Source organism: Bacillus sp. EE-W1 (assembly GCF_009760835.1).
GTDB classification, from domain to species: Bacteria; Bacillota; Bacilli; order Bacillales; family Bacillaceae_G; genus Bacillus_A; species Bacillus_A wiedmannii.
Genome location: NZ_WIPE01000052.1, coordinates 193,365 through 219,850 on the forward strand (window position 1 = coordinate 193,365; position 26,486 = coordinate 219,850).

The window sequence follows — 26,486 nt, forward strand, 5'->3', positions numbered from 1 at the left end:
GAGACATCATGAGCAGGGTTTTCTGAACCCTGCTCATGCTTAGTTATCAATTTTTCATGTTTATTTAGAGAAGGGGCGATTGAATGCGTGCGGTAAACTGGAACAAAAAAGAAGATGATTTTAGTTTAATGTTTTGGAAGCAAAACATCGCTCAGTTTTGGACAGAAGAAGAAATCGCAGTATCTTCTGACAAAAATACTTGGGCACAATTATCAAAAGAAGAGCAGGTTGCTTATAAGCGTGTATTAGGTGGTTTAACACTTTTAGATACGAAACAAGGTGGCGAAGGGATGCCACTTGTACTTGTTCATCTTGAAAATTTACAAGCGAAAAGTGTATTAGCTTTCATGGGAGCTATGGAAGAAGTACATGCGAAGAGTTACAGTCATATTTTCACAACGTTAGCTACTGAAGAAGAAATTGATGATATTTTTGACTGGGTAGACAATCATCCATTACTTGAGAAAAAAGCTGGTATTGTTACTAGTTACTATCGTCGTTTATTAAAGCCTGAAGTAACGAAAAAAGAGTTATACATGGCGATGGTAGCAAGTGTATTCTTAGAAAGTTACTTATTCTATAGTGGATTCTTCTACCCACTTTACTTAGCAGGTCAAGGTAAATTGACAGCAAGTGGTGAGATTATTAACCTAATAATTCGTGATGAGTCAATTCACGGCGTATTCGTCGGTATTTTAGCACAACAACTCTTCGCAGAACTTTCTGCAGAAGATCAACAAGAAGTGCAAAAAGAAACACAAGAGTTATTAATGGAACTATATGAAATTGAAATGGCATACACAGAAGAAATTTACACTTCTATCGGTCTTGTAGAGGATGTAAATCGTTTCGTTCGTTACAATGCGAATAAAGGACTTATGAACTTAGGACTTGAGCCGAAGTTTGAAGAAGAAGAAATTAACCCAATCGTTTTAAATGGTTTACGTACAGATACGAAAAACCATGATTTCTTCTCTGTAAAAGGGAATGGTTACGTAAAAGCAACGAACGTTGAAAAGTTAGCTGATGATGACTTCGTGTTTGATTTTTAATATATACTCATAAAGAAAAGCTGTCTTATTCATTGATAAGACAGCTTTTCTTTATGGATTTGTTTACATAACACTATTATTTTTGTATAACGAGTTCTGTTTAAAAAGTTCTATCCAGCAAATGGATAGAACTTTTTTGTAATTAAATGGGTATTTACAAACTATTTGTATCGGTGTATTATTTAACTAGTACACCAATACAAAAGGAGGGAAGAAATGAAAATAGAGTTTTCTCCAAATACACCAATTTACATTCAGGTAATGGAATACATAAAAAAAGAAATCGTAACAGGACATTTATTGCCGGGTGATAAAATTCCCTCTGTACGTGAATTAGCGAGTGAATTACAAGTAAATCCAAATACGATTCAGCGTACATTCCAAGAGCTAGAACGGGATGGGGTTGTTGTCACACGTAGAGGAATGGGACGATATGTAACGAATGAAGGGGAGAAAATTATGGAGCTGCGAAAAGAGATGGCGAAAGAATTACTTCATTCTTTTATAGATGGAATGGACAATTTAGGTTTTTCAGAAGAAGAAATTCTTACAATCCTTCGCTCTTCATTACACGAGAAGAGGGAGGAGAGCGAATGACAGAGTTATTAAAAATAGAAAACTTATGGAAGAGATACGGATTGAAAGCAGTGATCCGTGAATTAAACATAGAGATTACGGAAGGGAAAATTATAGGACTCGTTGGAGATAACGGGAGCGGGAAAACGACGTTATTGAAAATGATTGCCGGTCTGCAGCATCCTTCCGAAGGCAGTATTACAATCGCTGGTAAAAAGGTAGGATTAGAAACGAAAGAAATTGTTTCTTTTATGTCGGATAAACCAGTATTTGATGATTGGATGACGGTAAAAGATTCTTTATTCTTCTATCGAGATTTTTATAAAGACTTCGACATTCAAAAAGCGGTAGATACAATTGCGGAATTTAAAATACCGTTAGAAGAAAAAATTACAGCTTTATCAAAAGGTATGGTTGAAAAGCTACAAATTATTTTAACATTTTCGAGGAAAGCGAGGTTATACGTACTAGATGAACCATTGGGCGGGATTGATCTCGTTTCTAGGGAGCATGTACTGGAACTTATTTTACAGTTTTATCGCGAAGACTGTACTATTTTAATTGCAACACATTTAATTGGAGAAGTGGAAAATATTTTTGACGAAGTAATCTTTTTAAAAGATGGTGAGAGTGTATTGCATGAAAATGTAGAGGAATTACGTTTCCAAAGAGGAAAAGCTGTTACGGATTTGTTTAAGGAGGTGTTTAGTAGATGAAGGCCAGTTTAATATATATGTACAATGCGAATAAAAAACAAATTTTCATTTCGTTATTGTCATTCATATTTATTGCAGCTGTCGCTTTTGTAAGTATGGGGAATTATATTAAACAAGAATCAGGAGAAGTAAGGCAAATGATTATAGTTGCCTTAGTATTCTTAGTTTATATAATTTTTGCGGTATTAGTATTTCTGCAGGCGATGTCTGCGTTTGGGAAAATGACCGAAAGTACATTATTTCGATTAACACCGATATCTGGTAAAAAAATTGTTTTAGCAATATTGTTATATGCGGCAATTAGCTTAATGTGTTTTGAAGTAATAGGTACTATGTTTTTCTATAGCATTTCGATGAAAGTAATAAAAGGTACAGAACTCTATGGATTGTTATTTACCGAAAGTACACTTACGTTAGATATAGTAAAACAATTATTTAGCAGTGTGTTATATGTATTTAATTTATCAAGTGTATTGTTAGTTTTACTTTTTACAGTAGCTGGCGTTAAAGTATTTTCTTTGAAAAAGAAAAAAATGGAGTATGTAATTATTTTCTTCTTATTTTTACTAGTAACGAAAGTAATCAATATGATATATGAAATGCTAGGTGGACTTGCACCTACACCTGCTTTTATAACAAAGTTAGTGTATATAGATGAATCATCAGAAGCAAATGTGTTTCTTTATCCAGAAAAGCTTATGAATTTATATAGTATTGCTTTTTCAATCGGTATATTTGTTTTATTTGTTTATATAACAGGTCGCATAATCGATAAGAAACTAGAAGCCTAAAGGAGGAATCAACATTGGGAAATGTAGTAGTAAAGTTAGAGAATGTTCGAAAAAAGATTGGTGGAACGGAAATTATCCGCGGTTTATCATTTGAAGTTCGTGAAGGGGAAGTGTACGGGTTTCTTGGACCGAACGGTAGTGGTAAAACGACGACAATTCGTATGATGACAGGTCTTATATCAATGACAGAGGGCGATATTACAATTTGCGGTCATAGTATTCGCACGGAGCGTGAAAAGGCGCTAGAGCAAATTGGGGCAATTGTAGAAAATCCTGAACTATATGATTATATGACTGGAATGCAAAACTTAAAGCATTTTGCGAACATGGCAATTACACCAATTAGTAAAGAGCGCATTGCTGAAATTGTAAAGCTTGTCGAATTAGAGCACGCAATTCATAAAAAGGTGAAAACATATTCACTTGGTATGAAACAACGTTTAGGAATTGCACAGGCATTACTTCATCAGCCGAAAATCTTAATTTTAGATGAGCCAACAAATGGATTAGATCCAGCAGGTATTCGCCAAATTCGAGATTATTTACAACGTTTAGCGAAAGAAGAGAATATTGCTGTAATCGTATCAAGTCACTTATTAAGTGAAATTGAACTCATGTGTGATCGCGTCGTTATTATTAAGCAAGGTGAGTTTGTGCAGGAGTACAACTTACACGAACAAGCGAAACACGATGAGACAGTAGTTGTAGCGTTTGAAGTAGATCAAGTACAGAAAGCAAATGAAATCATTAAAGGTAAGACGCAAGGAAATGTAATTGCAGTATCTGTAATGAAAGAGGAAATCCCACAACTTGTAAAACGACTTGTAAATGACGATGTGCTTGTATACGGAGTTACTGTTCAAAATAAAACGTTAGAGGATGAGTTCTTAGCGATTACAGGGGGAGTGAAAGCGTAATGTTTAAATTAATTCAAAATGAATTTTTAAAGTTACATGCGAAAAAAGGTATGTATATTTTAATTGGTGTCATTGCAGTATTGGAGATTTTGGGAGTTTTAGCGATGCTGAAATGGGGAGACGGAAGTGAATTTAAAGGATCATATTTAGATTTTGCAAGTTCAGAGATTGGTTTAATTACTTTGTTTGCAACAATTTTTGGGATTACGATTGCTTCTCGTATGATTACTGATGAGTTCCAAAAAGGTACAATTAAGCAGTTATTAATCCGTCCAAGAAAGCGAATTACAGTTTTATTCTCTAAATATATTACAGTGTTACTTACTATAGTATTTATCATATTTGCTAGCACGTTAATTGCAATGATTATTGGCGGAATTGTAATGGATGGTAGTAAAACAGAATTAACGGTAGGAATCGTAATGAAATCTACTTTATATCAAGTACTTTCGCCGTTCTTCTTTGCGACGCTTGCATTTTTCTTAGCAAACGTATTTAGAAAGTCTGTATTACCATTAATTATTACGATGTTTCTCTTCTTCTTACAAGGAGCAATTAATATGGTATTAATGATGTTTGCAAAAGGTGTAGCGAAATTTGTAGTGTTTTTCCATTTAAATTTAAGTGTGTACGATAGCAATAAACTAGTAAGTGGCGGAACGGAACCAACATTTACAGAGTTTACATTTACAACTTCCTTATTACTTGTAGCTGTATACTTTGTTGTATTACTTGTAGCATCAAGTGCATTATTCCAAAAACGTGACGTATTATAATAAAAGAAATCCCCGCTTGTAAAAACGGGGATTTTTATTACATAACTTTCTTGTATATTTCAACTGGAAGAAAAGAATGATTACTATATATATTGTTCGAAAGTATTTGAGAAAAATAGGAAGAACTTCAACTATATTCATATTATAATTTAGTTATCACACCATTTACTTTTACTATTTTTGGAGGTGTTCTATGTGCACTATGCATTTTCACGTATAAGACTACGTAGCTTTTTTGGATGGATGATTATAGGATTGTTCCTTACGATGATCCCATTAAGTCTATCAAATGTTTCTGATAATACGGTGGAAGTTATTTCACAAATAACTGTATTTTTTCTATTTCCGTTATTTTGGTTATACGTAAAAACAAATAAAAATAATATTGTATTTAATAGTTTTTTTGATAAACCAGGACGTTTACCGTGGGGATTAATTGTATTAGCAACGATAATGGGAATGATTTTTTCAGTTGGTATATCTCATATTCAATTTTACATATTAGCACATACGTTACCGAATTTCTTAGTTACTATGTTAGAAGAAGGAAATGTTATTAACACGAGTAACGTATATATGACGATATTTACTTTCATTTCAGCATGTGTATTAGCACCTATTATGGAAGAGGTTATTTTTAGAGGCTTCTTTTTACAGCGCATGGCTTATAAATGGGGCATTAAAAAAGCTGTAATCATATCTTCACTTATTTTTGGTTTAGGACATTTTGATGTTATTGGTGCATTTATGTTTGGTATTGTAATGTGCCTTTTATACATAAAGACGAAAAATATATGGACGAATATCGCTGTACATGCTCTAAATAATTTAATTGCAACAAGTATGCAATTTGTCGGTGGAGAAGAGAGTAGCGCAATCTCAATTCCTGAATTACAAGCGCAAAGTAATTTATGGATCGGTATTGGTCTGACAGTTGTTGGATTACTTTGGTTAATTCCTTACGTTTGGAAACAATGGCGTACAGTAAAAGAAGTGGGTGTGCCACCAGTGCGCTTTATAAATGAGGAAAAAGTGGTGAGTGCATCACAAGAAAATGAAGTATATAGTCAAGTGATCGTAACAGATAGACTGATGGCTGTAGAGCTACCAGATGAGGCTGTAAATAAGCTTCGATTAGAAGAAAATGATTATGTAACAGTATCTGTAGAAGAAGATAAAATCGTTATAAAGAAAGCGCGTGATAGATAATTAAAAAGTAGCTCTTAGGAGCTACTTTTTAATTTGTAATAATTTCTACACGAAAATTATTACCGTTCTTTACATATTTAATATCTGTAACAGTGCGGACTGTTTTTAAAATCTCCACTTTTTCACCAATTCGAGGGATAGTCGGAACATTATCCCAAATGCCAAGTAAATCATCTAATTGTGCCGTTTTTTCATAAAACCAGATTTTCAATGTAAAGCCCCTTTCTCGAACTTTATGTATTTTAATACATAATATATTATTTTTATTCTTATTGTAAGGGGTTTTTTTGTATTTTATGAATAAAAATAAATTAAGCTTCTGGGAAGATATGTTCAATATCAGGAGTAAGAGATACTTCTGATAATACGATATGAGAAACTGTCGTTGCATATGAAGAAACATCATTGATAAAATCTTCAAGTTCAACGAGTGAAGGAACAGAAATTTTTACAATGTAGCATAAGCTTCCTGTTACTCGGTAACAAAAACTTGCAGATGGATAAGACTGAATAAACTGTTGCATACGTGTTGTATCACCATTTTTTAAAGTGATTTCTAAAATACAATCTAAAACAAGTCCTGCTTTTTTATAATCAATATCGATTGTATACTTTTGAATCACGCCTTCACTTTCAAGTTTGCGAACACGTTCTGCAGTAGACGGAGCAGATAAATTTACTCGTTTCGCCAATTCACGCATGGAAAGGCGACTATCATTATATAATTCATTTAAAATCTTTCGATCGACACGGTCTAGTTGCATTTGTAAATATACCTCCAGTAAAATAATAATTTTTGTAAAGGAAAAATATAAATTAAGATTCATATGAAATGTAAAGTGAACTTTATTTATTTTACAATAAAACGGAAGGAAATAGGAGGGGAAATGTTGGAGAGAATTTCATTATCAAATGTAGGAGTTACAAAGTTTCAAAAGTTATTAGGGCATAATCCAGATCTATTACATTCATGGAGTATGGTAGAGAATACACTGTATAATAAAGGAACTCTGTCGGCAGAGCTAAAGGAGCAAGTAAGAAGAACATTAGCGTATGGGAATGAATGTCCGTACTGTATGGCAAAGGGAAGACCTGATGATATGCAAAAGGTAGAAGAAATGAGTGTAGCAGTTACTTTTGCACATACATTTGTTCATGATAAAAAGGCAATAGATGATAATATGTTTCATGCATTGAAACAATATTGGACGGAAAAAGAAATTGTAGAGCTTTGCGCTTATATTTGTTTTATTACTGCGTCACAACAACTTGGTTTTCTGTTTCAATTACAGCCGAATGAAGGAGAAAATGATGACTAATCAAATAGCACTTATTATAATTGATGTACAAAAGGCGTTTCAGTTACCATACTGGGGCGAGAGAAATAATCTTTTTGCTGAAGAAAACATGAGAATGTTATTAGCAGAATGGAGAAAAAGGAAACGACCAGTTTTTCATATTCAACATGTAAATAAAGAAAATGCTCAATCGATGTTTTATGAAGGAGCGGAAACGGTGAACTTTAAAGAAGAGCTGAAGCCATTACCAGGTGAAGTGATTATTCAGAAATCTGTTAACAGCGCGTTCATTGGGACAAATTTAGAAGAGCAATTAAGAGAGAACAAATGTAATGCAGTAGTGGTTGTAGGATTAACGACAAATCATTGTGTGGAGACTACGACACGAATGGCAGGAAATTTAGGCTTTACAACGTATTTAGTGAGTGATGCAACGGCTACTTTTAACCGTAAAGGTCTAGATGGTAAAGAGTATAATGCAGAGGATATTCACAATATGACACTTGTAAATTTACATGAAGAGTTTGCTACGATTGTAACGACAAAAGAAGTGTTAAAATTATTTTAAGAAAATAATTGCGAATTATGTAGAAAAAAATAAGAATATTTCGTATAATCTAAGTACAATCATTTTGAAATAGGGGTGGCATCATATGGAGCAAATTCCGGTAAAGAGAATAGAAGAAGTACTTGTTGTAGCAGGGGACGATAAACAGAAGCAAAAGGAATTTTATGAATTGCTCTTATCTACTGAGTTTTATGTTGCTGGTTCACTAGAAGCAGAGGACGGGGCAACAGAAGGAATACTTCGGTTGCGTCATTTCCAAGGAGAGGGTAGATGGATCGTTCCGTTCTTTACACAAATGGAATTTGTAAAAGACGTGTTGCCAGAAGGAACGCCCCTTATTACGATACGTGGAAAAGAATTATTTGGTAGCATTGAGAAAGATGCTACAGCAGTATTAAATGTTGGCACTGATATAAGTAAAACATTTATTCCAGAAGAAGTTGCAGATATCGCATCTGGACGAATTTTTAATTATTATAAATAAAAGGAAAAGCGGAATCGCTTTTCCTTTTTAATTTGAATACGGATTGGCTACGCCAGAAGAAATAGAGATTGTTTTATTATTTGTATTTATTGTCGCTGTAGCTCCAAGAGGAATCCCGATGTTTGGGCTTATATGTCCAATCGGTAAACCGAATAGGACAGGTATATGATATGGTGCGAAAAATTCATATAGTATTGTTTGCAATGATTGAGATGGTTTAGAAGGAGTGCAGTCGTGACAACTTGTAAAAATAACACCGCTACATTCATTAAACTTTCCAGATATAAGTAGCTGATTTAACATACGGTCAATGCGATACGGTTCTTCCCCAATGTCTTCAAGCAACAAAAGTTTATTAGCCGTATTTATCTCATAGGGTGAGCCAATTATACTCGTTAATACAGTTAAATTTCCTCCCACCAATGTGCCTGTAACTGTACATGGAGAGGTAGGTACGATACATTCTGAAGCTGATAAGATGGTTGAATACGGATGGAATAGTTGATTGAAAGAAGATAAAGAAAGAGAATCTACACCTTTACCTAATTCTTCAACCATTGGACCATGAAAAGTAACAAGCTTTGCATAACGTGAAAAGGCCGTATGTAAAGCTGTAATATCGCTATATCCCCAAAAGATTTTTGGATTCTGCTGAATGATTTCATATTGAATGTGAGGGAGGAGACGAGCACTTCCGTAACCACCTCGTGCACAGAAAATGGCCTTTACTTCATTATTTGTAAATGCTTCATGTATATCATCGAGCCGAACTTGATCACTTCCAGCTAAATATCCATATTTCTCATAAACACTCTTCCCGATTACTACAGATAAACCCATTTCTTGTAATAGGGTTACCCCTTTTAATACATTTTCAATTGTTGGTGGGCCGGACGGTGCAATAATCATAACTGTATCACCTTGTTGTAACGCATTTGGATATATCATTGTTGTCAGCCTCCTTCACTTTCAATATATTCGCTTCATAGGAAGTTCAACCCTTGTAAAAGAAGGGGAAAGTTTGTCAAATAAAGAAGATATAAGGGGAATAGGAGGAGAAATGATGTTTACAAGTCGAGTTATAGATACATTACAAATTAAGTATCCCATCATTCAAGCAGGTATGGCAGGTGCAATTACGACGCCTGAGCTTGTTGCAGCTGTAAGTAATAGCGGAGGATTAGGAACGCTTGGAGCAGGCTATATGAGCCCTGAACAAATTCGTGATGCAATTTATAAAATAAGGGAACGAACGGATAAGCCTTTCGGTGTGAATTTACTGTTAACGAAAGAGATACAAATAGAAGAAGAGAAGATAAACTTGGCCAAGGGATTACTTAGCGGAGTGAATAGAGAATTCGGTATAGAGGAAGAAGAGCAGTTAAAGCTTCCAAAAAGTTATAAAGAACAATTACAAGTGTTAGTAGAAGAAAAAGTGCCAGTCGTTAGCTTTGCATTTCAAACGTTAGAAAAAGAAGAAATAGATGAATTGAAAAGAAGAGAAATCAAAGTCATCGGAACAGCTACTCATGTGGCAGAGGCGAAAGTGCTTGCTGAATTAGGAGTAGACATTATTGTCGGTCAAGGTAGCGAGGCAGGAGGGCATAGAGGAACGTTTATTGGGAAAGAACAGGAAGCTATGATTGGGACGTTTGCATTAATTCCACAGTTAGTAGCAGCAGTCCCGCATATCCCAATTGTTGGAGCAGGTGGTGTAATGAACGGACAAGGGCTTGTTGCGGCATTTACACTGGGAGCAGAAGCTGTTCAAATGGGATCGGCTTTTTTAACGAGTAAAGAAAGTATTACGCATGATGTATATAAACAAGCGGTTTTACGTAGTACAGATACGAGTACAACTGTGACTCGTGCGTTTTCCGGGAAATATGCGCGGGGTATTCGTAATGAATTTATAGAGAGACATGAAGGGAAAGAAGAAGGGCTTCCGATGTATCCAGTGCAAAATGTATTAACCTCTAAAATACGCCAAGAAGCAGCAAAACAAAATAAAGGAGAATACATGTCGCTTTGGGCAGGGCAAGCGTCATCGTTAGCACGAATAGAATCAGCTCAGCATGTAGTGGAGCGAGTTATGAAAGAAGCAGAGAACGTAATCGAACAATTACAAAATATATATAGAAAAAGACCACTTGAATAATTCAAGCGGTCTTTTCGTTAGTTTGCTTTATAAAATTGTTGGATGGCCTCATCGATATAAACCCAGCCTTTCCAACCTAAGTGCATATGATCTTTTAAGAAGTATTTATCATATTCATGATTTGAGAAGTCGGCAATTGGATAGCCAGCTTTCTCAATTTGCTCATGAACTTTCTTATAGTACAATTCGCGACGTTCTTTCGGGAAGCCAGCGTAATCGTACCAAGGACCTTTTACAGGGACAGAAATGAAGAGTGGTTTTGCACCAGATTGTTTTAATAAATCAAGTACAATTTGTAAATCTTCATATTCTGGCGATTGATCATAAGCATCATTTTTTAAGTAGCCTTCACGTTGCTTTAATTTCTTCTTGATTTTGCTGTTGAAGTAATCATCTTCGATACCATATTCGTTAGAACCTGATTCTACTGCACCAGTTTGATCTGCATGTTTACGAGCTTCTTCCCAATTCATTTGTTTTAATGAAGGGTCAAGTTTTTCTTTATGCGGTTTAATATCAAACATTGCTGTAAATAAATCTTTACGATCTAAAATGTTACGATAAATATAAGCGAAAGGTTTAGCAGCAAGTGCTTTTACTTTATGCTTTGTATCATCATAAACGATACCTTCAAGCGAAATTTTTAGTAAAGTTTCTTTCTTGACGATCTCAAAGTTTAATAAACGTTTTGCAATTTGCTTTTTCATTTCAGGCTTTAAGTCATCATTGAAAAGCAAGTGATAGCCTTGTTGTTTTGAAAAGTTAGGTGCAAAGTGTGTTTCATCAATACCTTGTGGTACAAACCATTGAGGAGAAAGAACGAATACCATTTTCTTACCCTTCAATTGATCCATTGTAGATGCAAAGTTTAACACATGTACAAGGTCTTGTGTTCCTCCGCGTCCAAGTAGGAATGGTGTGAACCCTTCAGGCTTTACTTTGAAATAATTTGATGGATGGAAAGCATCCATACGTGCGAATTCCGATGAACCGTACATCGGAAGGTATTTCGGGTCTGCTAACATTTTTTGCTGTAATATCATACTTTGAATCTTTTCTTCTTTTAAAGAAGTGGCAGCTTGTTCTACTTTTTCATCACTTAAAAGTGGAAGTAGAAAGCGCGTTGGAATAAGTAAGAATACAGCAAAAAGGGCCAATGCTAAAAGCATCGGACCAAATTTTGCTTTGTTCATCGGATTTCTTCCAACTTCTTGATAACCATGTTTGGTGTAGCCCACTCGTCACGGTCAAAATCAGAAATAGAAACTTCAATATCTAAACGCTCTTGGAATTCAACTAATAAAGATACTACAGCGAAAGAATCAAGAATACCTTCTTCAAATAATTGAACATCTAAGTTTTCTTTCACAATATCGTTTTCACATACTTCTTCTAAAATATCTAATACTTGCTCTTTAAATTCTGCCATTTTTAAAATCTCCTTTATATCCGAAATATATTATATGTGCAACTTCTTACTAGTATAAGAAGGGTGCATTAAAAGTATCTGTTAAGGTGTCCAGAGAAAATTAGGAAACCGAAACATACAACGTGGAACGTAATTACAATCGCAAGGATGTGTGTAAATTTATTGTTTGGCCAAAACTTATGCTTCTTGTTTTTTCGCTCGAAAATATCGAATAAAATAAACAGTGCGGCATGATAAAGACCATAAATAATGTATTGATACACATGCTCACCAGTAATATGCCATATTCCCATGATGAAAAAGTTTAAAAATGCACCGATATACGAAATTGTGTAACGGTTTTTAATTAACTTTTTCTTCGTTGCAAAAAAGACGAAACGCATGTAAATAAAATCACGGAACCAGAATGATAAGGTCATGTGCCAGCGATTCCAGAAGTCTTTAATGTTACGACTAATGAATGGTTTATTAAAGTTTTCTGGAATTTTAATTCCCATCATATAACTTACACCAATTACAAATGAGCTATAACCAGCGAAGTCAAAGAATAAATATAAGCTATAGCTATACATGTAAATCATATTTGATAGGATTGTATCTTGCTGAGCGAATGCCGGATCCATAAAATATTGCTTTATTAAGTAAGCGATAATAAATTTATACAAGAAACCTTGGAAAATACGGTTTAGCCCTGTATATAGTAAATTTTGATATTCTTCTGCACTAGGTGGCTTTTGAATATCTTTTTGGAATCTGCGGTAACGATCGATAGGTCCCGTTGAGATAGCTGGGAAGAATAAAATGAATTCCCAAAAATTAAAGAAGGAAAGTTCTTTAATTAAGTTATCACGAACTTCAAATACCATTTGTACTGCTCTAAATGTTACATAGGACATTCCTAAAAATACAACAAACTTTAGCTCAGGTACAAACGGTGCAATTTTTGCTAAAACGAGCGGTAAAATCGACAAAATAACAGCTATACAAAACATGAATGTACTATTATTTTGTTTTCTTAAAATTAAATAGCCTTTAATAAGGGCATATTGCCAAATAATAAATGCGGCTAACATAATCGCTTGCTTCGGTTTATCCGAGAAGATAATAACGAGCATTACTAATGTTAAAACGGCATTATATTTACGCAACATTTTACCTTTTAGTCCAGCTATGATAGTAGGTATTAATAAAATGCCCACTATAGCGAAAAAATAAAATGATCCATATGCGGTCATGCTGTAACCTCACTCAATAATTTTTTGCGATCTACCTTTCCATTTGGTGTCATTGGAATAGAAGATTGATACATGAATTTACGTGGAATCATGTAGTTTGGTAATCGCTCATTGAGTTCTTTTTTAATTGCAGATGTTAATTTGAATTCTTTTTCAAATGAATGTTCGCCAGGAACAACAACCGCTAATAAATAATCGTATTTCTCACCTTTTTTAATTGGAACGATAACTGCTCCTTCTACGTAAGAACACGCACGAAGGTGATGCTCAATTTCTTCTAATTCCATTCGATAACCATGCAGCTTAATTTGGAAATCAAGACGACCATTATAGAATAGAAGACCATTTTCAACATAGCCAGCATCGCCTGTTTTATAGGCGCGCTCACCGTCAATCATAGTAAATGCTTTTTCTGTTAATTCAGGGCTTCCTAAATATCCAACACTTACGCTTGGACCGACAATTACGATTTCACCTTTTTCACCATCAGGTGCAAGCGTACCATCTTCTTTCATAATAAGAAGGTGGCAATCTGATTTACAGTAGCCAACTGGAAGTGATTTGTATTGATCAAGCACTTCTTCTGTAACGTGAATACCTGTTACAGCGACAGTAGCTTCTGTTGGACCGTACGTATTCATAATTGTCGCTTTCGGGAAACGCTCAATTAATTTTCTAGCTACTTCATTTGGTAACACTTCACCGCAGAATAAGAATGTTTTCATGTTCGGTAGCATAGTCTCAGAGAAAGATGCTTCCATTAAACACATCTCTGCGAAAGATGGTGTTGAAGTCCATACTTGTATATCCGATTGCTCTAAAGAAGCAAACAAGTCTTTTGGACGTGCAATCATATCTTTATCGATTGCCCAAAGTGTACCACCTGTTACTAATGATGGGTAAATATCCATGACAGATAAATCGAATGAGAAAGGTGCTTGGTTTAAGAATACTTGTCCTGTTTGTAAGTTGAAATCTTCTACAGCCCATTTTGTAAAGCTTACAAGGCAGTTATAAGTAATCTGAACCCCTTTCGGATTACCTGTGCTTCCTGATGTGTAAATAATGTAGAAGTTCTCATCACCTTTTACCGCATGTTCAGGATTTGGAGTGTTCCCTTTATGAGTAAAGAAAATATCTTTTAAGTTGTCTTCACTTACAATGCGAACTGGTAAATCAGTTACAGTTACTTCAGTTCCTGATAAAAGTAGTTTCGCACCAGAATTTTCAGCGATACGTTGTACACGATCAGCTGGGATAGATAAATCTACAGGAATATAAGCGTGTCCAGCTTTTACACATCCTAAAAAGTTAATAATCATTTCAGGTTGCATATGGCCATACACCATAATTGGTGAACGATCATCTGGATACTCAGAAGAAATCCAATGTGCTAACGCATCAGAATCTTCCTTTAATTGTTTGTACGTAATTTTCGCATCTCGCCAAACAAAAGCAGTTTGATCAGGCGTTTCAATAGCCCACTTTTCAATTTGTTCTAATAACTTCATAACGTTCCCACCCTAAAATTCGTTGTAAATAAATGTACTTGTGTTTGTATCATGGAATCCATACAACCAAAGCAATGCAAATAAAATTGCAAGGTAATAAACCGTCTTTGCAACCCATTGTGTGAGTGGTCGAGACCATATCTCTTTTAATCTTTCCATGTCTTTCCCTCTCTTAATGAAATGATAGCTCTTTGTAGGTATCATGTCCTACATTATTGTGAAAAAAACAAAATTCCACATTTTAGGTAAAAATAAGTCAAAAGGCTCTTTTCTGATATTAGCACTAAATACTAAAAAAGAAAATCCCTAACTTAGCAATTATATTACATTCAGTATGAATTTGTAATGGGTTTGACATGTAAATAGGAAGTGGATTGTGTGAATGTATAAAAGTGGTCTGGGAGAATGGATAGAAATGTAATATTTGTTTGAGTTTTTCATAGTTAATATATGAATTGTTAAAGTTTCATAAGAGGAGGAATTTCTGATGAAGAGGATGTGGAAGGATCTTATTTCAGAAGAAAACATTATTAAGTGGAGACAGCATTTTCATAAATATCCGGAATTATCATTTCATGAAAAAGAAACTTCACAATTTATATATGATACATTATGCTCATTTTCTTCTTTTGAAGTAACGAGACCGACGAAGTATAGTGTACTAGCAATTAAAAGAGGGACGGGACAAGGGAAAGTAGTTGCAATTCGAGCTGATATAGATGCTTTACCAATTCAAGAGGAGACAAGTAAATCTTATACGTCTGTGAATAAAGGAATGATGCATGCATGTGGGCATGATGCTCACGCAGCTATTTTGTTAAGTACAGCAGAGGTGCTATCAAATATAAAGGAAGATTTCGTAGGTGAGATTCGTCTCTTCTTTCAGCACGCAGAAGAGGTGTATCCTGGCGGGGGACAAGAAATGGTTGAGGCAGGCGTGATGGATGGTGTTGATTATGTAATAGGTTTACATGTTATGTCTGGATTGGAGAGCGGGAAAATCGGAATTGCGTATGGACCGATGATGGCGGCACCGGACGTATTTACAGTTGAAATTCAAGGGAAAGGAGGGCATGCGGCGAGGCCAGAAGAAACGATAGATCCTATTGCTATCGGAGCGCAGATTATTACAAATTTACAACATATCGTATCAAGAAATACAAGTGCTTTCATGCAAAGAGTTGTTTCAGTTACGCAGTTTCATGGGGGAATGGCTGATAATATTATTCCTAATGCAGCAACTTTAATGGGAACTGTGCGTTCTTTTAATCAAGCGTTAAGAATAGAAGCAGAAGAGAAAATTGAGCAAATCGTGAAAGGAATTACAAAAGCGCATGGAGGGAAGTATACATATACGTATCGATATGGATATGATCCGGTTATTAATGATGAATATATTACGAAAGTAGTAGAAGAAAGTGCACTACATTTGTTTGGGAATGAGCGTGTTGTGAAGCTTGAACCTTCTATGGGAGGAGAAGATTTTTCAGCATATTTAAGAAAAGCACCGGGTTGCTTCATTAAATTGGGGACGGGGAATGAAAAGATAGATACTTGTTATCCACATCATCATCCAAAATTTGATGTAGATGAAGCAGCTTTAATTTATGGAGTGGAATTATTTCTAGAGACAGCAATAAGATTACTAAAATCGTAAAAAAGTATAAAAAAAGGCAACTGCGCTCTATCGCAGTTGCTTTTATTTCTTTCCGTCAGAGAGGGCTGAGAAAGAACTATGCTCATTTATAGTATATGAATAGCTAACGGACAAGCTTGTACATTTTAATCATTTTTTTAAAAATAGTTATTGACATTGATAATCACTGTCAATTAATCTAAGGGTAGTTGAAATTGATAATTATTATCAATAGGATGGATGCGACATGTTAATGAGAAAAAAATTTCACCTTCTGCGGAGGGGATTAAAAGATAAAAATAAAGATGTTGATCAGCATATGGAATGGCAACGAAATGTAATTCGATCTGAATATGTAGATGAGAAGAGTACACTTCCAACAGAAAAAGAGATACAAGGTAAAAGGAGAGATTCAGTTGAGTAAGTTAGTAATGATATTTGCAAGTATGAGTGGAAATACAGAGGAAATGGCTGATCATATTGCGGGTGCAATTCGTGAAACAGAAAATGAAATTGAAGTGATCGATATTATGGATTCACCAGAGGCTTCTATACTAGAACAGTATGATGGAATTATTTTAGGTACTTACACTTGGGGAGATGGTGACCTTCCTGATGATTTCTTAGATTTTTATGACGCAATGGATTCTATTGATTTAAATGGGAAAAAAGCAGCAGTATTCGGATCATGTGATTCGGCTTATCCGAAATACGGCGTGGCGGTTGACATTTTAATAGAAAAGCTACAAGAGCGCGGAGCTGCAGTTGTGTTAGAAGGACTAAAAGTAGAATTAACGCCAGAAGATGAAGATGTAGAAAAATGTTTACAGTTTGGAGCTGAATTTGTAAAACACCTTTCTTAATGGCAGAAGGGAGATGAAGAGCAAGTGCACGAGAAAATCGCAATCAAAACGATGACAGATTATCATTTGTATGATTTTATGCGTTGCCCGCATAAATTTTATTTTCGTCATATAAAAAGAAGAGAACCTTCTTCGTTTGAATGGCAACAAATCGCACAAATGATTGTGAATCGAATTATTAACGAATATTACACACTACCTGCGGGCCAACAAACGAAAATTGTACTTTTAATATTAATAGAAAAGTATTGGAAAAAAGTAAGGGTTAATATGTTTGCTTCGAAGGCGGAGTATTATATTGTGTTAGCGAAGCTAACAGATCACTTATTACAGTTTGTTGAAAGAGATGATAGTCAGACACCGCCGTTATTTTTGTATGAAAAATTTCAAACATATATGGAAGAGTTAGGTGTCCACATGTCATTGACATTAGAAGTTGGTGAGTGGAGTACTGAGTCGTTTGTAATTAAAAAGTATGTTGTCGATGCGGATGAGGAAATGCTTGCTCTTTGTCAAAAGTTAATGACAGTATTCAGTTATAAAGCTTTCGGCATTCTTCCAGGAAAAATTGAAGTTATTAATTTAATAGAAGGAACTAAGTATGAGTACATTCCGAAACAGGAAGATATTATAACTGGCATGGCTGATTTATCTAGAATGAAAGAAATGTTGCAACAACCTGAGCATTATACAGAGCGTCATTTTCGTTCTGAGTGTATGAGTTGTGCGTTTCGTAGTGAATGCCAAAGGGAAGAAGTAAAGAAAGAAGCGAAGCAGAAGAAAAATATCGTACATTAAAGGATGCAATTTTGCATCCTTTTTTGTTATTGACATGAAAAGCTTTTCATCATTTACCGTATATTTGTAGCAGATTTTAATAAAGGGAGGAATAATCAATGAAAGATGAAACGAAAGTATTTCAATGGTTAAAAGAACAGAATGCTCCTTTTGGAATTCAACTGCAAATTTTACAAGCGTTTCAACTGTATCAAATTATTGTTGAAATGGATAAAAAGTTAATGATGTATGAAGAGAGAGAATATCGGGAGAGAATTTAATCTCGGCCCTGTAGTATTACTTTCAGTTTTTCTGTACCTGCTAGGAATTCAAGTTCATTCTTTGTTTCAAAGTTATAAATCATATTATGTAATAAAGGACTGTATTGATAAAAGGTCGTGATGCGATGAATGAGTAATGGATCATGGTGTGAAATAAGCGTACTGTATTGTTCATATACTGATGTAGTAAATTCATGTCCAAAATCATAATATAGCCCAGCAAAGTCAAAGGCGGGATCTCCTATTTGAGCATCACCAAAATCGATAATCCCTGAAATGGTTTTATTTTGGTGATCAAATAAAATGTGATGATGTGTAAAGTCAGCGTGAATAATTGTTTTTTGAAAAGTGGATGTATCGATACATGTAAAGAAATTTTCGAATAAACAATTTAACGCTGATTTCTGGTATGAAGTAAGACTGTTAGTAAGATATTGAGTTAATTTTGTTTGTAGCTCTTTCCAGTAGGTGAGTGTTTTTTCTATAGGGAATTCTAATGCCTTCACACGCTTTAAAGGAATACCATGTAGAGCCGCAAGGAAAGTCGCTAATTGTGTAATAATTACTTCAAGTTCTTTTTTCTCTAGCTTGGTAACTATCTCTTTTTTAAACGGTTCACCATGAATGAGAGTATAGTAACTACAGAGGGGAACAGTATCAGTATCCTTTTTATAGAATAGGTGATACTTTGGAACCTCGATTTCTTGTAGCAAATGAGAGAGAATTATGCACAGTTCTTTTTCTAAAGGAATTCGCATTGCATATTCTTGTTTTCGCGGGAAACGAAACAGTAGCTCATCATTTACTATAACTGCTACATTATCCCATCCTTCTTCATTTTGTTTATATGAATGTATAGAAAGATTAGGCAAAGCTTCTTTTATATACTGTTTGTAAGAGTCCATAATTGCTCCTCGTTTCTGAATTAAGTTATTCCACTTCATGATATCAGAATTTTCTTTCTATATGTTAAAATATAACTATCATTATGAAGAAGGGCGGGAGTATTACGAAGAAAAGACTATTCATCATTTCTCTATGTATCGCTTTTGGATTGTTTTGGTCATATAAAGAAGAGGTTTTTGCTAGCTTTAAACCGATTAATAAGTACGGATTAAATAATGAATTAAAGAACAAAAGTATAGAAACTTTAACTCATAATGAAATGAAAAAGGTAGGAAAACATTTTGTGACAGAGCAATTATCAGTGTTTGAGCTTAATAATAAAGAAGATGTGAAACGAAAAGGTGAAGTACTATTTGTAAATAGAGGGTATGAACAATTAATAGGAAATTATTATCCAAATCGGTTTCGGGATTTAGAGTATAAATTTACAAACGAGGACATACGTGAAGTGACGGATGAAAGTTTTCGTTATCAAACTGTAGCGTACGTTGCGGGTGCTGAAAATGGTAAGAGAAGCGAAATGAAATTGAATTATGAAATAAAAATTGTAAAGGTTAATAATATATTTAAGGTGTTAGAACAAAAACAGTATGTAAAATAAAGTGAAACATGAATTAGTGCTACAAATAGCGGATAAAAAAATCCCCCAGTTCTTTGAGGGATTCTAAAGGTTTTCATTTTGTTGACCAAGTTCTTTTTGAGCAATATATAAATTTCCTTGCTCGACTTGTTTCTGTGTAAGAACAGAATCACCTGCATACCCTTTTTCTGTTTTCACAGTTCTTTTTGAACGATTGGAATCTTGTTTCTTCATATATAATATGTCACCTTTCCTTAAAAATAAACGAAAATGATGAGTACGAGTAACACCGCAGCAAAAATGGTAATGCCCATTAAAAACGAGGTGTTTTTATATTTAGGTGGCTTATGTACATCTTGCCGATATCCAGGAGAAATTTCAGGGGCGAATTCTTCATCGAATGATTGCTTTTTTTCTTTTTCGTCCATATGTATCCACCTTTCTTTTTCATTATGTTATACGTTCAAAGAAAAAATATGCATAAAGAAAACCGCCCCTCTATCGTGAGCGGCGGTTTTCTGTTGTATATTTTCTTTGAACTTGAAAGAGACGGACAAGAAGGAAGATAGCGCCAAATGCTAGACCGATAATAAGACCGATCCAATATCCTTTTGCTGCCCAGTCAGTATAAGTTGCTAATATGTAACCGAGAGGGAGACCTATTACCCAGTAAGCGATTAATGTCATAATTAAGGAAACATTTACGTCTTTATAACCACGTAGTGCCCCTTGTACAGGAGTTGCAATTGCATCTGAAATTTGAAATAAAATCGCAAATATAAGAAATTCTTTTGCTAAATGATGAACTTGTATATCTGTCGTATAAATTGAAGCAATTGCATCATCAAAGAAGTAGAGAAGAATTGAATATAATAGGGCGAATGCAAGTGCTAAGCCAATCCCGATAAATCCATATTGTTTTGCGTTATTGTATCGCTTTGCTCCAACTTCAAATCCAACAGCGATGGTCATTGCCATTGCTAAACTTAAAGGAGTCATATATAACAAGGAAGCGAAGTTCATAGCTGCTTGATGAGCAGCGATTGTTGTCGTACTAAAATTACTCATCATAAGTGTCACCGCAGCGAAAATACTCGTTTCAAAAAAGATAGCAAATCCGATAGGGACGCCAAGTTTTAAGAATTCAGTCCAACTTGAAAGAGAAGGACGATATAATTGTTTAAATATATTGAAAGATGCGAAAGGCTCTTTCGTACGAATAATAATAACGGTAATGATTAAAATGCACCAATAGGTTGCTGCAGAAGCAATTGCCGCTCCAACACCACCGAGTTTTGGAAAACCGAAATGACCAAAAATTAATACATAATTTAATACTACGTTAATTGGTAATGATAGTAATGTAATGATCATCGTTGTGCGAGTTTTTCCTAATGCATCAATAAAGCCGCGTAAAACAGTGTAAGTAAATAAAGGGATAATTCCAATTGCAATAATACTTAAAAATTGTGCCGCAATACGTTCCACGGGTTCTTCCAGGCGCATGCCGTTTAAAATAGGTGAAACAGTGAAGAAACCGATAAGGATGACCACGAAACTAGCACAAATTGCTAAATATACTGCTTGTATGACAACTTGGGGAACATCCTCTTTTTTCTTTGATCCAACTAGCTGCGCAACAATTGGAGTAGTAGCCATTAAAATTCCTGTTAATCCGGTACTAACGGGAAGCCATATACTTGTTCCGATAGCAACACCCGCTAAATCAATAGGACTTGCGTGCCCGGACATTGTCGTATCGAAAAAACTCATTGCAAATAATGACATTTGCGTTACGAAAATCGGGAAAAATAGTAATACAAATTGCTTTAATTTTTGTGAGAATGAATTAGTTTCTTTCATAAAATCCCCTTTCCGCTAAAAAAACAAACTCATACTATCATACAATTTAATCAAAAAATAGAAAAGAAATACGCGCATACAACATGTACAATCAATAAAAAAAGGATGCACTTTAAAAGGGGATAAGGTATTATGATAAGGTGTGAAAAATTACATATTTGTTATTAAGGAGGCACTACTCGTGGCTGATTGGTTAATTGGAATAATCATGGGTGCTGTTGAAGGTTTAACAGAGTTTTTACCAGTTTCATCAACAGGACATATGATTTTAACAGGTCATTTACTTGGATTTGACGACGAGAGAGCGAAAGTTTTCGAAGTTGTTATTCAATTGGGATCGATTTTAGCAGTTGTTGTTATATTTTGGAAGCGTCTATGGTCTTTAGTAGGTATTGGGAAAGTAACAGATGGACCATCGTTAAATTTATTACATATTATTATCGGGATGATTCCTGCCGGCGTACTTGGCGTATTGTTCCATAGTGCGATTAAAGAAGTTTTATTTGGGCCAGGCCCAGTTGTCATCAGTTTAGTGGCTGGTGGTATTTTAATGATTGTTGCTGAGAAGTTTTCGAAACCAAGTACAGCAAGAACATTAGATGAAATCACATATAAGCAAGCATTTACAATTGGGATGTTCCAATGTTTAGCGCTTTGGCCAGGATTTTCTCGTTCTGGTTCTACAATAAGTGGTGGTTTATTAGCTCGCGTGTCACATACAGCGGCGGCTGAATATACATTTATTTTAGCAGTACCAATGATGGTAGCTGCAAGTGGTTTAGATTTAATTAAAAGCTGGGATATATTAAGTGCGGCTGATATCCCGTTATTTGCAACAGGATTTATTACAGCATTCGTTGTTGCGATGCTTGCAATTGTTTCATTCTTAAAATTATTAGGTCGTGTAAAACTAACACCGTTCGCTTACTATCGTTTCATTTTAGCTGCGGTATTCTATTTCTTCATTATGTAATAAAAAAACTGCCGAGTTCGGCAGTTTTTTTATTTTACTACTTTTTCCATCATGCTTTCCATTACATGTTCCCAAAGAGAAGTATCATCAGCTAATGTAGCACGGAAATTAGCGTACATTTCTTTTTGTTTCTCTTCGAATGTTGGATCTTCTTTTTCAGGCAATGTAGCGCGCATTGAAGTTACTAACTCTTGTACTTTTGGAGCGCGTGGTCCCCAAGCGGCTTGTTCATTTCCATCTTTATCAATGAAAATAAAAATTGGAATGGCACGTGCTGTTCCATTTGTTAAATATTGATCCATTAATTCTAAGTTTTCATCGCGAATTAATAATCTCATATCAATATTTGCAACTTCAGAAATTCGTTTCATAACAGGTACGCATAAAAGAGCGTCACCACACCAATCAGCTGTTAATACGATAACACGCCAGCCATCATTTTGGCGTTCTTCTAATACAGGAAGTAATTCATTTGGAATTGAAAAGTTATTGTAAATGTGCAGTAGCTCATATTGATTTACTTTCATTTCATTCACATATGTATCAAAGGACATACCTTTATCAGCCCATTGTTGTAAGTTCATAAGTAACACCTCTTTAGTATGATTTGTTTTCATTGTACCAATTTTTATATAGAAAAGCTTGCATTCTTACTCTTTCTTGTCACTTAATAATTGATTTAATAGGAAAAGGAATAGTACGACACATAATTCAGTAAGATTGGACAGTTGTACGCTCTCTATCCAATCATCGGCAGTATGAATGACGAACCAATCTAGCGTAATTTCAATGATTGCAAAAAGAGTAATAGCCAGCCAATTTGGCATGTTTTTTGTCATTGGATATAGCAACGCCTTGAGGAAACCGAAGATAAAGAATGTAATACCGTCTAAGAAAGTGATTAATAGAAAAAATAGAAGTAAAGCAGTGCGTGATCTATACTCTATACCTGTAATATGAAAGATTCCTACATAAACAAAGAATATAAATGCAAAAATTATAATGAGAAACAGAATAACAAAACCAATAATCAAAGTCTTATCTTTTAGATTGAGATTAGAAAATTTTTCTTCTTCACTCACTATTCCATCCCCTTTTTCTGGAAAATCAACTTTATTGTATCATGAAATATCTATTAAAAAACTACGAATTGTGGGAAAATAAGGTGACAAAAAGTAAGATTTCATGTAAAATTATTAATAAGGTTTTTATTTAACTAAATGAAATAAAAGGGGCTGTCAAAGTTGTCTCAAAATCGAGAGCAATTAATGGAAGAACTATCGACAAATGTTTTTGCTATGTTCCGCACGTTGCGTAATGATATTGGAAAGATATTTGGTGGTTACATACCGTGGAATGAGTTCATCGTCCTTAGAATATTGAATCGTACGAATAAAGAAATGGTATCACGTGTAGCCAATGAGTTAAATGTGTCGAATAGTCATATTACAGCTGTTACAGAAAAATTAATTAATAAAGGTTTTGTAACTCGTTCACGTTCTACGTCAGATCGCAGAGTTGTATATTTGGAGATTACAGAACAAGGAAAAGATTTAGTTGCAAAAATGGAAGGGGAGAAAAAGAAATATTTACAAGAAAGATTCTCCACGCTTTCAGAAGAAGAAATGAATATAATGATATCAATTTCTAAAAAACTTATTTAATTCATCACAGGTAAGAAAACGCTTACGTAATAAAGGAGAAGACCTTCCTTATGAGAGGAAGGTCTTCTTTCGTATGTAAAAGATTATAAAAAAGAAAATATGTAACATACTACTAGTAAAGGAAGGGGGCAGACATATGACAAATCGAAATGGTAGTAAAGGGAGCGGAAATCAAGGCTCACCAAAATCAGGACAATTTCAGCAAGAGTTTAGTACTGAATTTGAGACTGGTAATGATAATAAAGGAAAAGAATATCGTTCGAAAAAAGGAAGTAAATCAAAAAAGGAGTGAAATAATTCACTCCTTTTTTGATTTAAGATGCTGCGGATTGATCCGTATTATATTTTTCTTCTGATTTTGCGACGATCATTGCGCAAATTGCATCACCGGAAATATTTACAGCTGTTCTTGACATATCTAAAATGCGATCAATACCGATAATTAAGGCAATACCTTCTACTGGTAGATTTACTTGATTTAAAACCATCGTAAGCATTACAAGTCCAACACCTGGTACACCAGCAGTACCGATACTAGCTAGTACAGCAGTTAATACGACGACAGCTAATTGGGACATAGTAAGCTCAACTCCGTATACTTGAGCGATAAACACAGTTGCTACACCTTGCATAATGGCAGTACCATCCATATTAATTGTTGCACCTAGTGGTTGTACAAAAGAACTTATCGCTTTTGGAACGCCAAGTTTTTCTTGTGCTGTTTTCATTGCAAACGGAAGAGATGCATTAGAGCTAGATGTACTAAACCCAATTGCCATTACCGGTCCGAAATGTTTAAAGAAACGGACAATACTTTCTTTTGCTAATACCTTTAATAATCCGCCATAGACGAAGACGCCGTGAATAATAAGTACTAGCATAACGACAATCATATACTTGAACATCGCAGCGACGCCTGCAAGACCCATTTTACCAACGGATGAAGCGAGCAATCCAAATGTTCCGATTGGAGCTAATTTCATAACGAGATTAACAAGATACATCATTAATTCGTTGCCCTGTTCAAGTAATGAATGGATACCTTGAACCCGTTTTCCTAAAATAGCTATACCGAGTCCGATTAATACGGCAAAGGCAATAATTTGTAACATGTTTCCATCAGCCATCGCTTTTGCTGGGTTATCTGGTACGATATTTAGCAATGTATCGACGAAAGATGTTTCGGTTTTTGCCCCTTCATATTTAAGCCCTTCGGTTTTAAAGTTACCGCCAGATCCTGGTTGTATAATCAGTGCAAATGTAACTGCAATAGAGATGGCAACGGCTGTAGTTACAAGAAAGAATGAAATTGATTTTAAGCCGATTCTTCCAAGTTGTTTCGGGTCTCCAAGCCCAGCAGATCCAAGCACGATAGAAATGAATACAACAGGAACAACTAGCATTTTAATGAGGCGAATAAATAATTGACCAAGTGGATTGAACACATATTGATTTAATGGTTCAAAAATGGATGGTGCAGCTAAATTTAAAGTGAGTCCGACGACTAAACCGAGAAATAATGCGATTAAGATTGCTTTTGTTTGTTTCAATAAAACCCCCCCTTTATTTTTGTGAAATTACTTTCTACATTAATTGTACAGAAAAACCGCCTATTTTGACAGTATTTTCTGAATATTTTGTATGAAAATATGTATTTAAATATAGATTGCTTTTGCTAAAGTAAGCAAAAAAGTTGGGGAATCTAGTTAGAACACAAAGTAGACCATCACATAGGATGGTCTAGGGAAGGGGACAATTTATGTCGATTTAATTAGGGATGGAAGCCATTCAAAGACACTGGGGAATGTCTTATAAATTAGGGAGGAACAACTTCGATACATATACTATAAAAGTTGGATGTGCCCCCCATGTGAACATAGAGTGAAAGAGAGAGGGAGTTTTATATAAGAGGTAGAGAAAACAAAAAATAAGACCATCACAAATGATGGCCTAAGGAAGGGGACAATTTATGTCAATTTAATTAGGGATGGAAGCTATTCAAAGACACTGGGGAATGTCTTATAAATTAGGGAGGAACAACTTCGATACATATACTATAAAAGTTGGATGTGCCCCCCATGTGAACATAGAGTGAAAGAGAGAGGGAGTTTTATATAAAGTATAGAGTAAACAAAAAAATAAGACCATCGCAAATGATGGCCTAAGGAAGGGGACAATTTATGTCAATTTAATTAGGGATGGAAGCTATTCAAAGACACTGGG

The 26,486-nt window shown here is 34.8% G+C and carries 35 protein-coding genes; 20 read left to right on the plus strand and 15 right to left on the minus strand.

The genetic code is table 11. From position 1 onward, the window contains the following. The first annotated feature begins 83 nt into the window (after positions 1-83). From nrdF to GFJ36_RS06190, 7 genes are all read left to right on the plus strand, one after another. The gene (gene nrdF, locus GFJ36_RS06160; protein WP_097890383.1) at positions 84-1,052 is read left to right on the plus strand and encodes a class 1b ribonucleoside-diphosphate reductase subunit beta; all 969 of its coding nucleotides are present in this window, start codon (positions 84-86) and stop codon (positions 1,050-1,052) included. Positions 1,053-1,268: 216 nt separating this feature from the next. Next, positions 1,269-1,649: a GntR family transcriptional regulator gene (locus tag GFJ36_RS06165; RefSeq protein ID WP_000687513.1), complete on the plus strand. Its 381-nt coding sequence runs from the start codon at positions 1,269-1,271 to the stop codon at positions 1,647-1,649. Further along, positions 1,646-2,344 (plus strand): ABC transporter ATP-binding protein, encoded by a 699-nt coding sequence (locus GFJ36_RS06170; protein ID WP_048544987.1) that lies wholly within the window; start codon positions 1,646-1,648, stop codon positions 2,342-2,344. Before GFJ36_RS06165 ends, GFJ36_RS06170 begins: the two co-directional genes overlap by 4 nt. After that, the gene (locus GFJ36_RS06175) at positions 2,341-3,135 is read left to right on the plus strand and encodes an ABC transporter permease (protein ID WP_097890381.1); all 795 of its coding nucleotides are present in this window, start codon (positions 2,341-2,343) and stop codon (positions 3,133-3,135) included. The genes GFJ36_RS06170 and GFJ36_RS06175 overlap by 4 nt, the downstream gene beginning before the upstream one ends. A gap of 14 nt (positions 3,136-3,149) precedes the next feature. Then, on the plus strand, positions 3,150-4,052 hold the full coding sequence (locus GFJ36_RS06180; protein WP_088608347.1) for an ABC transporter ATP-binding protein: 903 nt from the start codon (positions 3,150-3,152) through the stop codon (positions 4,050-4,052). Further along, complete coding sequence (locus GFJ36_RS06185; RefSeq protein WP_088062593.1) at positions 4,052-4,828, plus strand: ABC transporter permease; 777 nt, start codon at positions 4,052-4,054, stop codon at positions 4,826-4,828. The genes GFJ36_RS06180 and GFJ36_RS06185 overlap by 1 nt, the downstream gene beginning before the upstream one ends. Positions 4,829-5,023: 195 nt before the next feature. Next, positions 5,024-6,037 (plus strand): CPBP family intramembrane glutamic endopeptidase, encoded by a 1,014-nt coding sequence (locus GFJ36_RS06190; protein WP_098082188.1) that lies wholly within the window; start codon positions 5,024-5,026, stop codon positions 6,035-6,037. A 28-nt stretch (positions 6,038-6,065) separates the two neighbouring features. Here the strand turns inward: GFJ36_RS06190 and GFJ36_RS06195 are convergent, their stop codons facing one another. Further along, positions 6,066-6,248 (minus strand): DUF3913 family protein, encoded by a 183-nt coding sequence (locus GFJ36_RS06195; protein WP_000707107.1) that lies wholly within the window; start codon positions 6,246-6,248, stop codon positions 6,066-6,068. Positions 6,249-6,348: 100 nt separating this feature from the next. Further along, positions 6,349-6,801 (minus strand): Lrp/AsnC family transcriptional regulator, encoded by a 453-nt coding sequence (locus GFJ36_RS06200; protein WP_001175491.1) that lies wholly within the window; start codon positions 6,799-6,801, stop codon positions 6,349-6,351. A gap of 63 nt (positions 6,802-6,864) precedes the next feature. Here GFJ36_RS06200 and GFJ36_RS06205 point away from each other — a divergent pair, with 63 nt between their 5' ends. From GFJ36_RS06205 to GFJ36_RS06215, 3 genes are all read left to right on the plus strand, one after another. Next, positions 6,865-7,356, plus strand: coding sequence for a carboxymuconolactone decarboxylase family protein (locus GFJ36_RS06205; protein ID WP_097890376.1), 492 nt, complete (start codon positions 6,865-6,867; stop codon positions 7,354-7,356). Next, the gene (locus GFJ36_RS06210; protein WP_116363177.1) at positions 7,349-7,903 is read left to right on the plus strand and encodes a cysteine hydrolase family protein; all 555 of its coding nucleotides are present in this window, start codon (positions 7,349-7,351) and stop codon (positions 7,901-7,903) included. Before GFJ36_RS06205 ends, GFJ36_RS06210 begins: the two co-directional genes overlap by 8 nt. A gap of 85 nt (positions 7,904-7,988) precedes the next feature. Continuing rightward, on the plus strand, positions 7,989-8,387 hold the full coding sequence (locus GFJ36_RS06215) for an SseB family protein (RefSeq protein WP_000435201.1): 399 nt from the start codon (positions 7,989-7,991) through the stop codon (positions 8,385-8,387). 27 nt (positions 8,388-8,414) lie between these two features. On the opposite strand, the gene GFJ36_RS06220 is transcribed toward GFJ36_RS06215, so the two are convergent. After that, positions 8,415-9,335, minus strand: a complete 921-nt coding sequence (locus tag GFJ36_RS06220) for a S66 peptidase family protein (protein ID WP_097890374.1) — start codon at positions 9,333-9,335, stop codon at positions 8,415-8,417. Between the two features lie 115 nt (positions 9,336-9,450). On the opposite strand from GFJ36_RS06220, the gene GFJ36_RS06225 reads away from it, so the two are divergent. After that, positions 9,451-10,545 (plus strand): NAD(P)H-dependent flavin oxidoreductase, encoded by a 1,095-nt coding sequence (locus GFJ36_RS06225; protein WP_097890372.1) that lies wholly within the window; start codon positions 9,451-9,453, stop codon positions 10,543-10,545. A gap of 17 nt (positions 10,546-10,562) precedes the next feature. On the opposite strand, the gene dltD is transcribed toward GFJ36_RS06225, so the two are convergent. The 5 genes from dltD to GFJ36_RS06250 form a co-directional block, all read right to left on the minus strand. Next, positions 10,563-11,738 carry a D-alanyl-lipoteichoic acid biosynthesis protein DltD gene (gene dltD, locus GFJ36_RS06230; protein ID WP_097890370.1) on the minus strand — a complete coding sequence of 392 codons (1,176 nt, stop codon included), beginning with the start codon at positions 11,736-11,738 and terminating at the stop codon, positions 10,563-10,565. Next, complete coding sequence (gene dltC, locus GFJ36_RS06235; RefSeq protein ID WP_000807310.1) at positions 11,735-11,974, minus strand: D-alanine--poly(phosphoribitol) ligase subunit DltC; 240 nt, start codon at positions 11,972-11,974, stop codon at positions 11,735-11,737. Before dltC ends, dltD begins: the two co-directional genes overlap by 4 nt. A 68-nt stretch (positions 11,975-12,042) precedes the next feature. Then, a complete protein-coding gene (gene dltB, locus GFJ36_RS06240; RefSeq protein ID WP_097890368.1) occupies positions 12,043-13,209 on the minus strand; it encodes a D-alanyl-lipoteichoic acid biosynthesis protein DltB in 1,167 nt (388 codons plus the stop codon). Continuing rightward, positions 13,206-14,720, minus strand: coding sequence for a D-alanine--poly(phosphoribitol) ligase subunit DltA (dltA, locus tag GFJ36_RS06245; protein ID WP_097890366.1), 1,515 nt, complete (start codon positions 14,718-14,720; stop codon positions 13,206-13,208). The genes dltB and dltA overlap by 4 nt, the downstream gene beginning before the upstream one ends. A 12-nt stretch (positions 14,721-14,732) precedes the next feature. Continuing rightward, on the minus strand, positions 14,733-14,879 hold the full coding sequence (locus tag GFJ36_RS06250; protein ID WP_000440293.1) for a teichoic acid D-Ala incorporation-associated protein DltX: 147 nt from the start codon (positions 14,877-14,879) through the stop codon (positions 14,733-14,735). A 328-nt stretch (positions 14,880-15,207) separates the two neighbouring features. Between GFJ36_RS06250 and amaA the strand changes: the two genes are divergently transcribed. From amaA to GFJ36_RS29030, 5 genes are all read left to right on the plus strand, one after another. Continuing rightward, positions 15,208-16,377 carry an N-acyl-aliphatic-L-amino acid amidohydrolase gene (gene amaA / locus GFJ36_RS06255; RefSeq protein WP_098082187.1) on the plus strand — a complete coding sequence of 390 codons (1,170 nt, stop codon included), beginning with the start codon at positions 15,208-15,210 and terminating at the stop codon, positions 16,375-16,377. A gap of 226 nt (positions 16,378-16,603) precedes the next feature. Then, a complete protein-coding gene (locus GFJ36_RS29025) occupies positions 16,604-16,780 on the plus strand; it encodes a hypothetical protein (RefSeq protein ID WP_016088748.1) in 177 nt (58 codons plus the stop codon). Continuing rightward, positions 16,773-17,219 (plus strand): flavodoxin, encoded by a 447-nt coding sequence (locus GFJ36_RS06260; protein ID WP_098082186.1) that lies wholly within the window; start codon positions 16,773-16,775, stop codon positions 17,217-17,219. The genes GFJ36_RS29025 and GFJ36_RS06260 overlap by 8 nt, the downstream gene beginning before the upstream one ends. Positions 17,220-17,243: 24 nt before the next feature. Then, on the plus strand, positions 17,244-18,017 hold the full coding sequence (locus tag GFJ36_RS06265; protein WP_088062612.1) for a hypothetical protein: 774 nt from the start codon (positions 17,244-17,246) through the stop codon (positions 18,015-18,017). 98 nt (positions 18,018-18,115) lie between these two features. Continuing rightward, on the plus strand, positions 18,116-18,277 hold the full coding sequence (locus GFJ36_RS29030) for a hypothetical protein (RefSeq protein ID WP_046958209.1): 162 nt from the start codon (positions 18,116-18,118) through the stop codon (positions 18,275-18,277). Here the strand turns inward: GFJ36_RS29030 and GFJ36_RS06270 are convergent. Beyond that, on the minus strand, positions 18,274-19,182 hold the full coding sequence (locus GFJ36_RS06270) for an aminoglycoside phosphotransferase family protein (RefSeq protein WP_098082185.1): 909 nt from the start codon (positions 19,180-19,182) through the stop codon (positions 18,274-18,276). The two genes, GFJ36_RS29030 and GFJ36_RS06270, sit on opposite strands and share 4 nt — an antisense overlap. 83 nt (positions 19,183-19,265) lie before the next feature. On the opposite strand from GFJ36_RS06270, the gene GFJ36_RS06275 reads away from it, so the two are divergent. Further along, complete coding sequence (locus GFJ36_RS06275; RefSeq protein ID WP_097890359.1) at positions 19,266-19,784, plus strand: biotin transporter BioY; 519 nt, start codon at positions 19,266-19,268, stop codon at positions 19,782-19,784. 63 nt (positions 19,785-19,847) lie between these two features. Here the strand turns inward: GFJ36_RS06275 and GFJ36_RS29035 are convergent, their stop codons facing one another. From GFJ36_RS29035 to GFJ36_RS06285, 3 genes are all read right to left on the minus strand, one after another. After that, the gene (locus GFJ36_RS29035) at positions 19,848-19,997 is read right to left on the minus strand and encodes a hypothetical protein (RefSeq protein ID WP_000743739.1); all 150 of its coding nucleotides are present in this window, start codon (positions 19,995-19,997) and stop codon (positions 19,848-19,850) included. Positions 19,998-20,017: 20 nt separating this feature from the next. After that, positions 20,018-20,191, minus strand: a complete 174-nt coding sequence (locus GFJ36_RS06280) for a hypothetical protein (RefSeq protein WP_000343559.1) — start codon at positions 20,189-20,191, stop codon at positions 20,018-20,020. A 70-nt stretch (positions 20,192-20,261) separates the two neighbouring features. Further along, positions 20,262-21,626 (minus strand): MATE family efflux transporter, encoded by a 1,365-nt coding sequence (locus GFJ36_RS06285; RefSeq protein ID WP_088062618.1) that lies wholly within the window; start codon positions 21,624-21,626, stop codon positions 20,262-20,264. 181 nt (positions 21,627-21,807) lie between these two features. Here GFJ36_RS06285 and uppP point away from each other — a divergent pair, with 181 nt between their 5' ends. Beyond that, on the plus strand, positions 21,808-22,599 hold the full coding sequence (gene uppP / locus GFJ36_RS06290) for a bacitracin resistance undecaprenyl-diphosphatase (protein WP_060489503.1): 792 nt from the start codon (positions 21,808-21,810) through the stop codon (positions 22,597-22,599). A gap of 29 nt (positions 22,600-22,628) precedes the next feature. On the opposite strand, the gene GFJ36_RS06295 is transcribed toward uppP, so the two are convergent. Together GFJ36_RS06295 and GFJ36_RS06300 are read right to left on the minus strand one after the other, a co-directional pair. Further along, a complete protein-coding gene (locus GFJ36_RS06295) occupies positions 22,629-23,216 on the minus strand; it encodes a thioredoxin family protein (protein WP_097890357.1) in 588 nt (195 codons plus the stop codon). Positions 23,217-23,249: 33 nt separating this feature from the next. Then, the gene (locus GFJ36_RS06300; protein ID WP_087984835.1) at positions 23,250-23,681 is read right to left on the minus strand and encodes a YrvL family regulatory protein; all 432 of its coding nucleotides are present in this window, start codon (positions 23,679-23,681) and stop codon (positions 23,250-23,252) included. A gap of 162 nt (positions 23,682-23,843) precedes the next feature. On the opposite strand from GFJ36_RS06300, the gene GFJ36_RS06305 reads away from it, so the two are divergent. Both GFJ36_RS06305 and GFJ36_RS06310 read left to right on the plus strand, forming a co-directional pair. Then, positions 23,844-24,263: a MarR family winged helix-turn-helix transcriptional regulator gene (locus GFJ36_RS06305; RefSeq protein WP_137035313.1), complete on the plus strand. Its 420-nt coding sequence runs from the start codon at positions 23,844-23,846 to the stop codon at positions 24,261-24,263. Between the two features lie 136 nt (positions 24,264-24,399). Beyond that, on the plus strand, positions 24,400-24,555 hold the full coding sequence (locus GFJ36_RS06310; RefSeq protein WP_000184933.1) for a hypothetical protein: 156 nt from the start codon (positions 24,400-24,402) through the stop codon (positions 24,553-24,555). A gap of 22 nt (positions 24,556-24,577) precedes the next feature. Here GFJ36_RS06310 and GFJ36_RS06315 read toward each other — a convergent pair whose 3' ends face one another. Continuing rightward, positions 24,578-25,813: a dicarboxylate/amino acid:cation symporter gene (locus GFJ36_RS06315; protein ID WP_000814822.1), complete on the minus strand. Its 1,236-nt coding sequence runs from the start codon at positions 25,811-25,813 to the stop codon at positions 24,578-24,580. Between the last annotated feature and the right edge of the window lie 673 nt (positions 25,814-26,486).

Excerpts from the sequence above, each read along its gene's own strand:
- nrdF (WP_097890383.1), top strand. The coding sequence starts at position 84 with ATGCGTGCGGTAAACTGGAACAAAAAAGAAGATGATTTTAGTTTAATG.
- GFJ36_RS06165 (WP_000687513.1), top strand. The coding sequence starts at position 1,269 with ATGAAAATAGAGTTTTCTCCAAATACACCAATTTACATTCAGGTAATG.
- GFJ36_RS06170 (WP_048544987.1), top strand. The coding sequence starts at position 1,646 with ATGACAGAGTTATTAAAAATAGAAAACTTATGGAAGAGATACGGATTG.
- GFJ36_RS06175 (WP_097890381.1), top strand. The coding sequence starts at position 2,341 with ATGAAGGCCAGTTTAATATATATGTACAATGCGAATAAAAAACAAATT.
- GFJ36_RS06185 (WP_088062593.1), top strand. The coding sequence starts at position 4,052 with ATGTTTAAATTAATTCAAAATGAATTTTTAAAGTTACATGCGAAAAAA.
- GFJ36_RS06200 (WP_001175491.1), bottom strand. The coding sequence starts at position 6,801 with ATGCAACTAGACCGTGTCGATCGAAAGATTTTAAATGAATTATATAAT.
- GFJ36_RS06205 (WP_097890376.1), top strand. The coding sequence starts at position 6,865 with ATGAAATGTAAAGTGAACTTTATTTATTTTACAATAAAACGGAAGGAA.
- GFJ36_RS06210 (WP_116363177.1), top strand. The coding sequence starts at position 7,349 with ATGACTAATCAAATAGCACTTATTATAATTGATGTACAAAAGGCGTTT.
- GFJ36_RS06215 (WP_000435201.1), top strand. The coding sequence starts at position 7,989 with ATGGAGCAAATTCCGGTAAAGAGAATAGAAGAAGTACTTGTTGTAGCA.
- GFJ36_RS06220 (WP_097890374.1), bottom strand. The coding sequence starts at position 9,335 with ATGATATATCCAAATGCGTTACAACAAGGTGATACAGTTATGATTATT.
- GFJ36_RS06225 (WP_097890372.1), top strand. The coding sequence starts at position 9,451 with ATGTTTACAAGTCGAGTTATAGATACATTACAAATTAAGTATCCCATC.
- dltD (WP_097890370.1), bottom strand. The coding sequence starts at position 11,738 with ATGAACAAAGCAAAATTTGGTCCGATGCTTTTAGCATTGGCCCTTTTT.
- dltC (WP_000807310.1), bottom strand. The coding sequence starts at position 11,974 with ATGGCAGAATTTAAAGAGCAAGTATTAGATATTTTAGAAGAAGTATGT.
- dltB (WP_097890368.1), bottom strand. The coding sequence starts at position 13,209 with ATGACCGCATATGGATCATTTTATTTTTTCGCTATAGTGGGCATTTTA.
- dltA (WP_097890366.1), bottom strand. The coding sequence starts at position 14,720 with ATGAAGTTATTAGAACAAATTGAAAAGTGGGCTATTGAAACGCCTGAT.
- GFJ36_RS06250 (WP_000440293.1), bottom strand. The coding sequence starts at position 14,879 with ATGGAAAGATTAAAAGAGATATGGTCTCGACCACTCACACAATGGGTT.
- amaA (WP_098082187.1), top strand. The coding sequence starts at position 15,208 with ATGAAGAGGATGTGGAAGGATCTTATTTCAGAAGAAAACATTATTAAG.
- GFJ36_RS29025 (WP_016088748.1), top strand. The coding sequence starts at position 16,604 with ATGTTAATGAGAAAAAAATTTCACCTTCTGCGGAGGGGATTAAAAGAT.
- GFJ36_RS29030 (WP_046958209.1), top strand. The coding sequence starts at position 18,116 with ATGAAAGATGAAACGAAAGTATTTCAATGGTTAAAAGAACAGAATGCT.
- GFJ36_RS06270 (WP_098082185.1), bottom strand. The coding sequence starts at position 19,182 with ATGGACTCTTACAAACAGTATATAAAAGAAGCTTTGCCTAATCTTTCT.
- GFJ36_RS06275 (WP_097890359.1), top strand. The coding sequence starts at position 19,266 with ATGAAGAAGGGCGGGAGTATTACGAAGAAAAGACTATTCATCATTTCT.
- GFJ36_RS29035 (WP_000743739.1), bottom strand. The coding sequence starts at position 19,997 with ATGAAGAAACAAGATTCCAATCGTTCAAAAAGAACTGTGAAAACAGAA.
- GFJ36_RS06280 (WP_000343559.1), bottom strand. The coding sequence starts at position 20,191 with ATGGACGAAAAAGAAAAAAAGCAATCATTCGATGAAGAATTCGCCCCT.
- GFJ36_RS06285 (WP_088062618.1), bottom strand. The coding sequence starts at position 21,626 with ATGAAAGAAACTAATTCATTCTCACAAAAATTAAAGCAATTTGTATTA.
- GFJ36_RS06295 (WP_097890357.1), bottom strand. The coding sequence starts at position 23,216 with ATGAAAACAAATCATACTAAAGAGGTGTTACTTATGAACTTACAACAA.
- GFJ36_RS06310 (WP_000184933.1), top strand. The coding sequence starts at position 24,400 with ATGACAAATCGAAATGGTAGTAAAGGGAGCGGAAATCAAGGCTCACCA.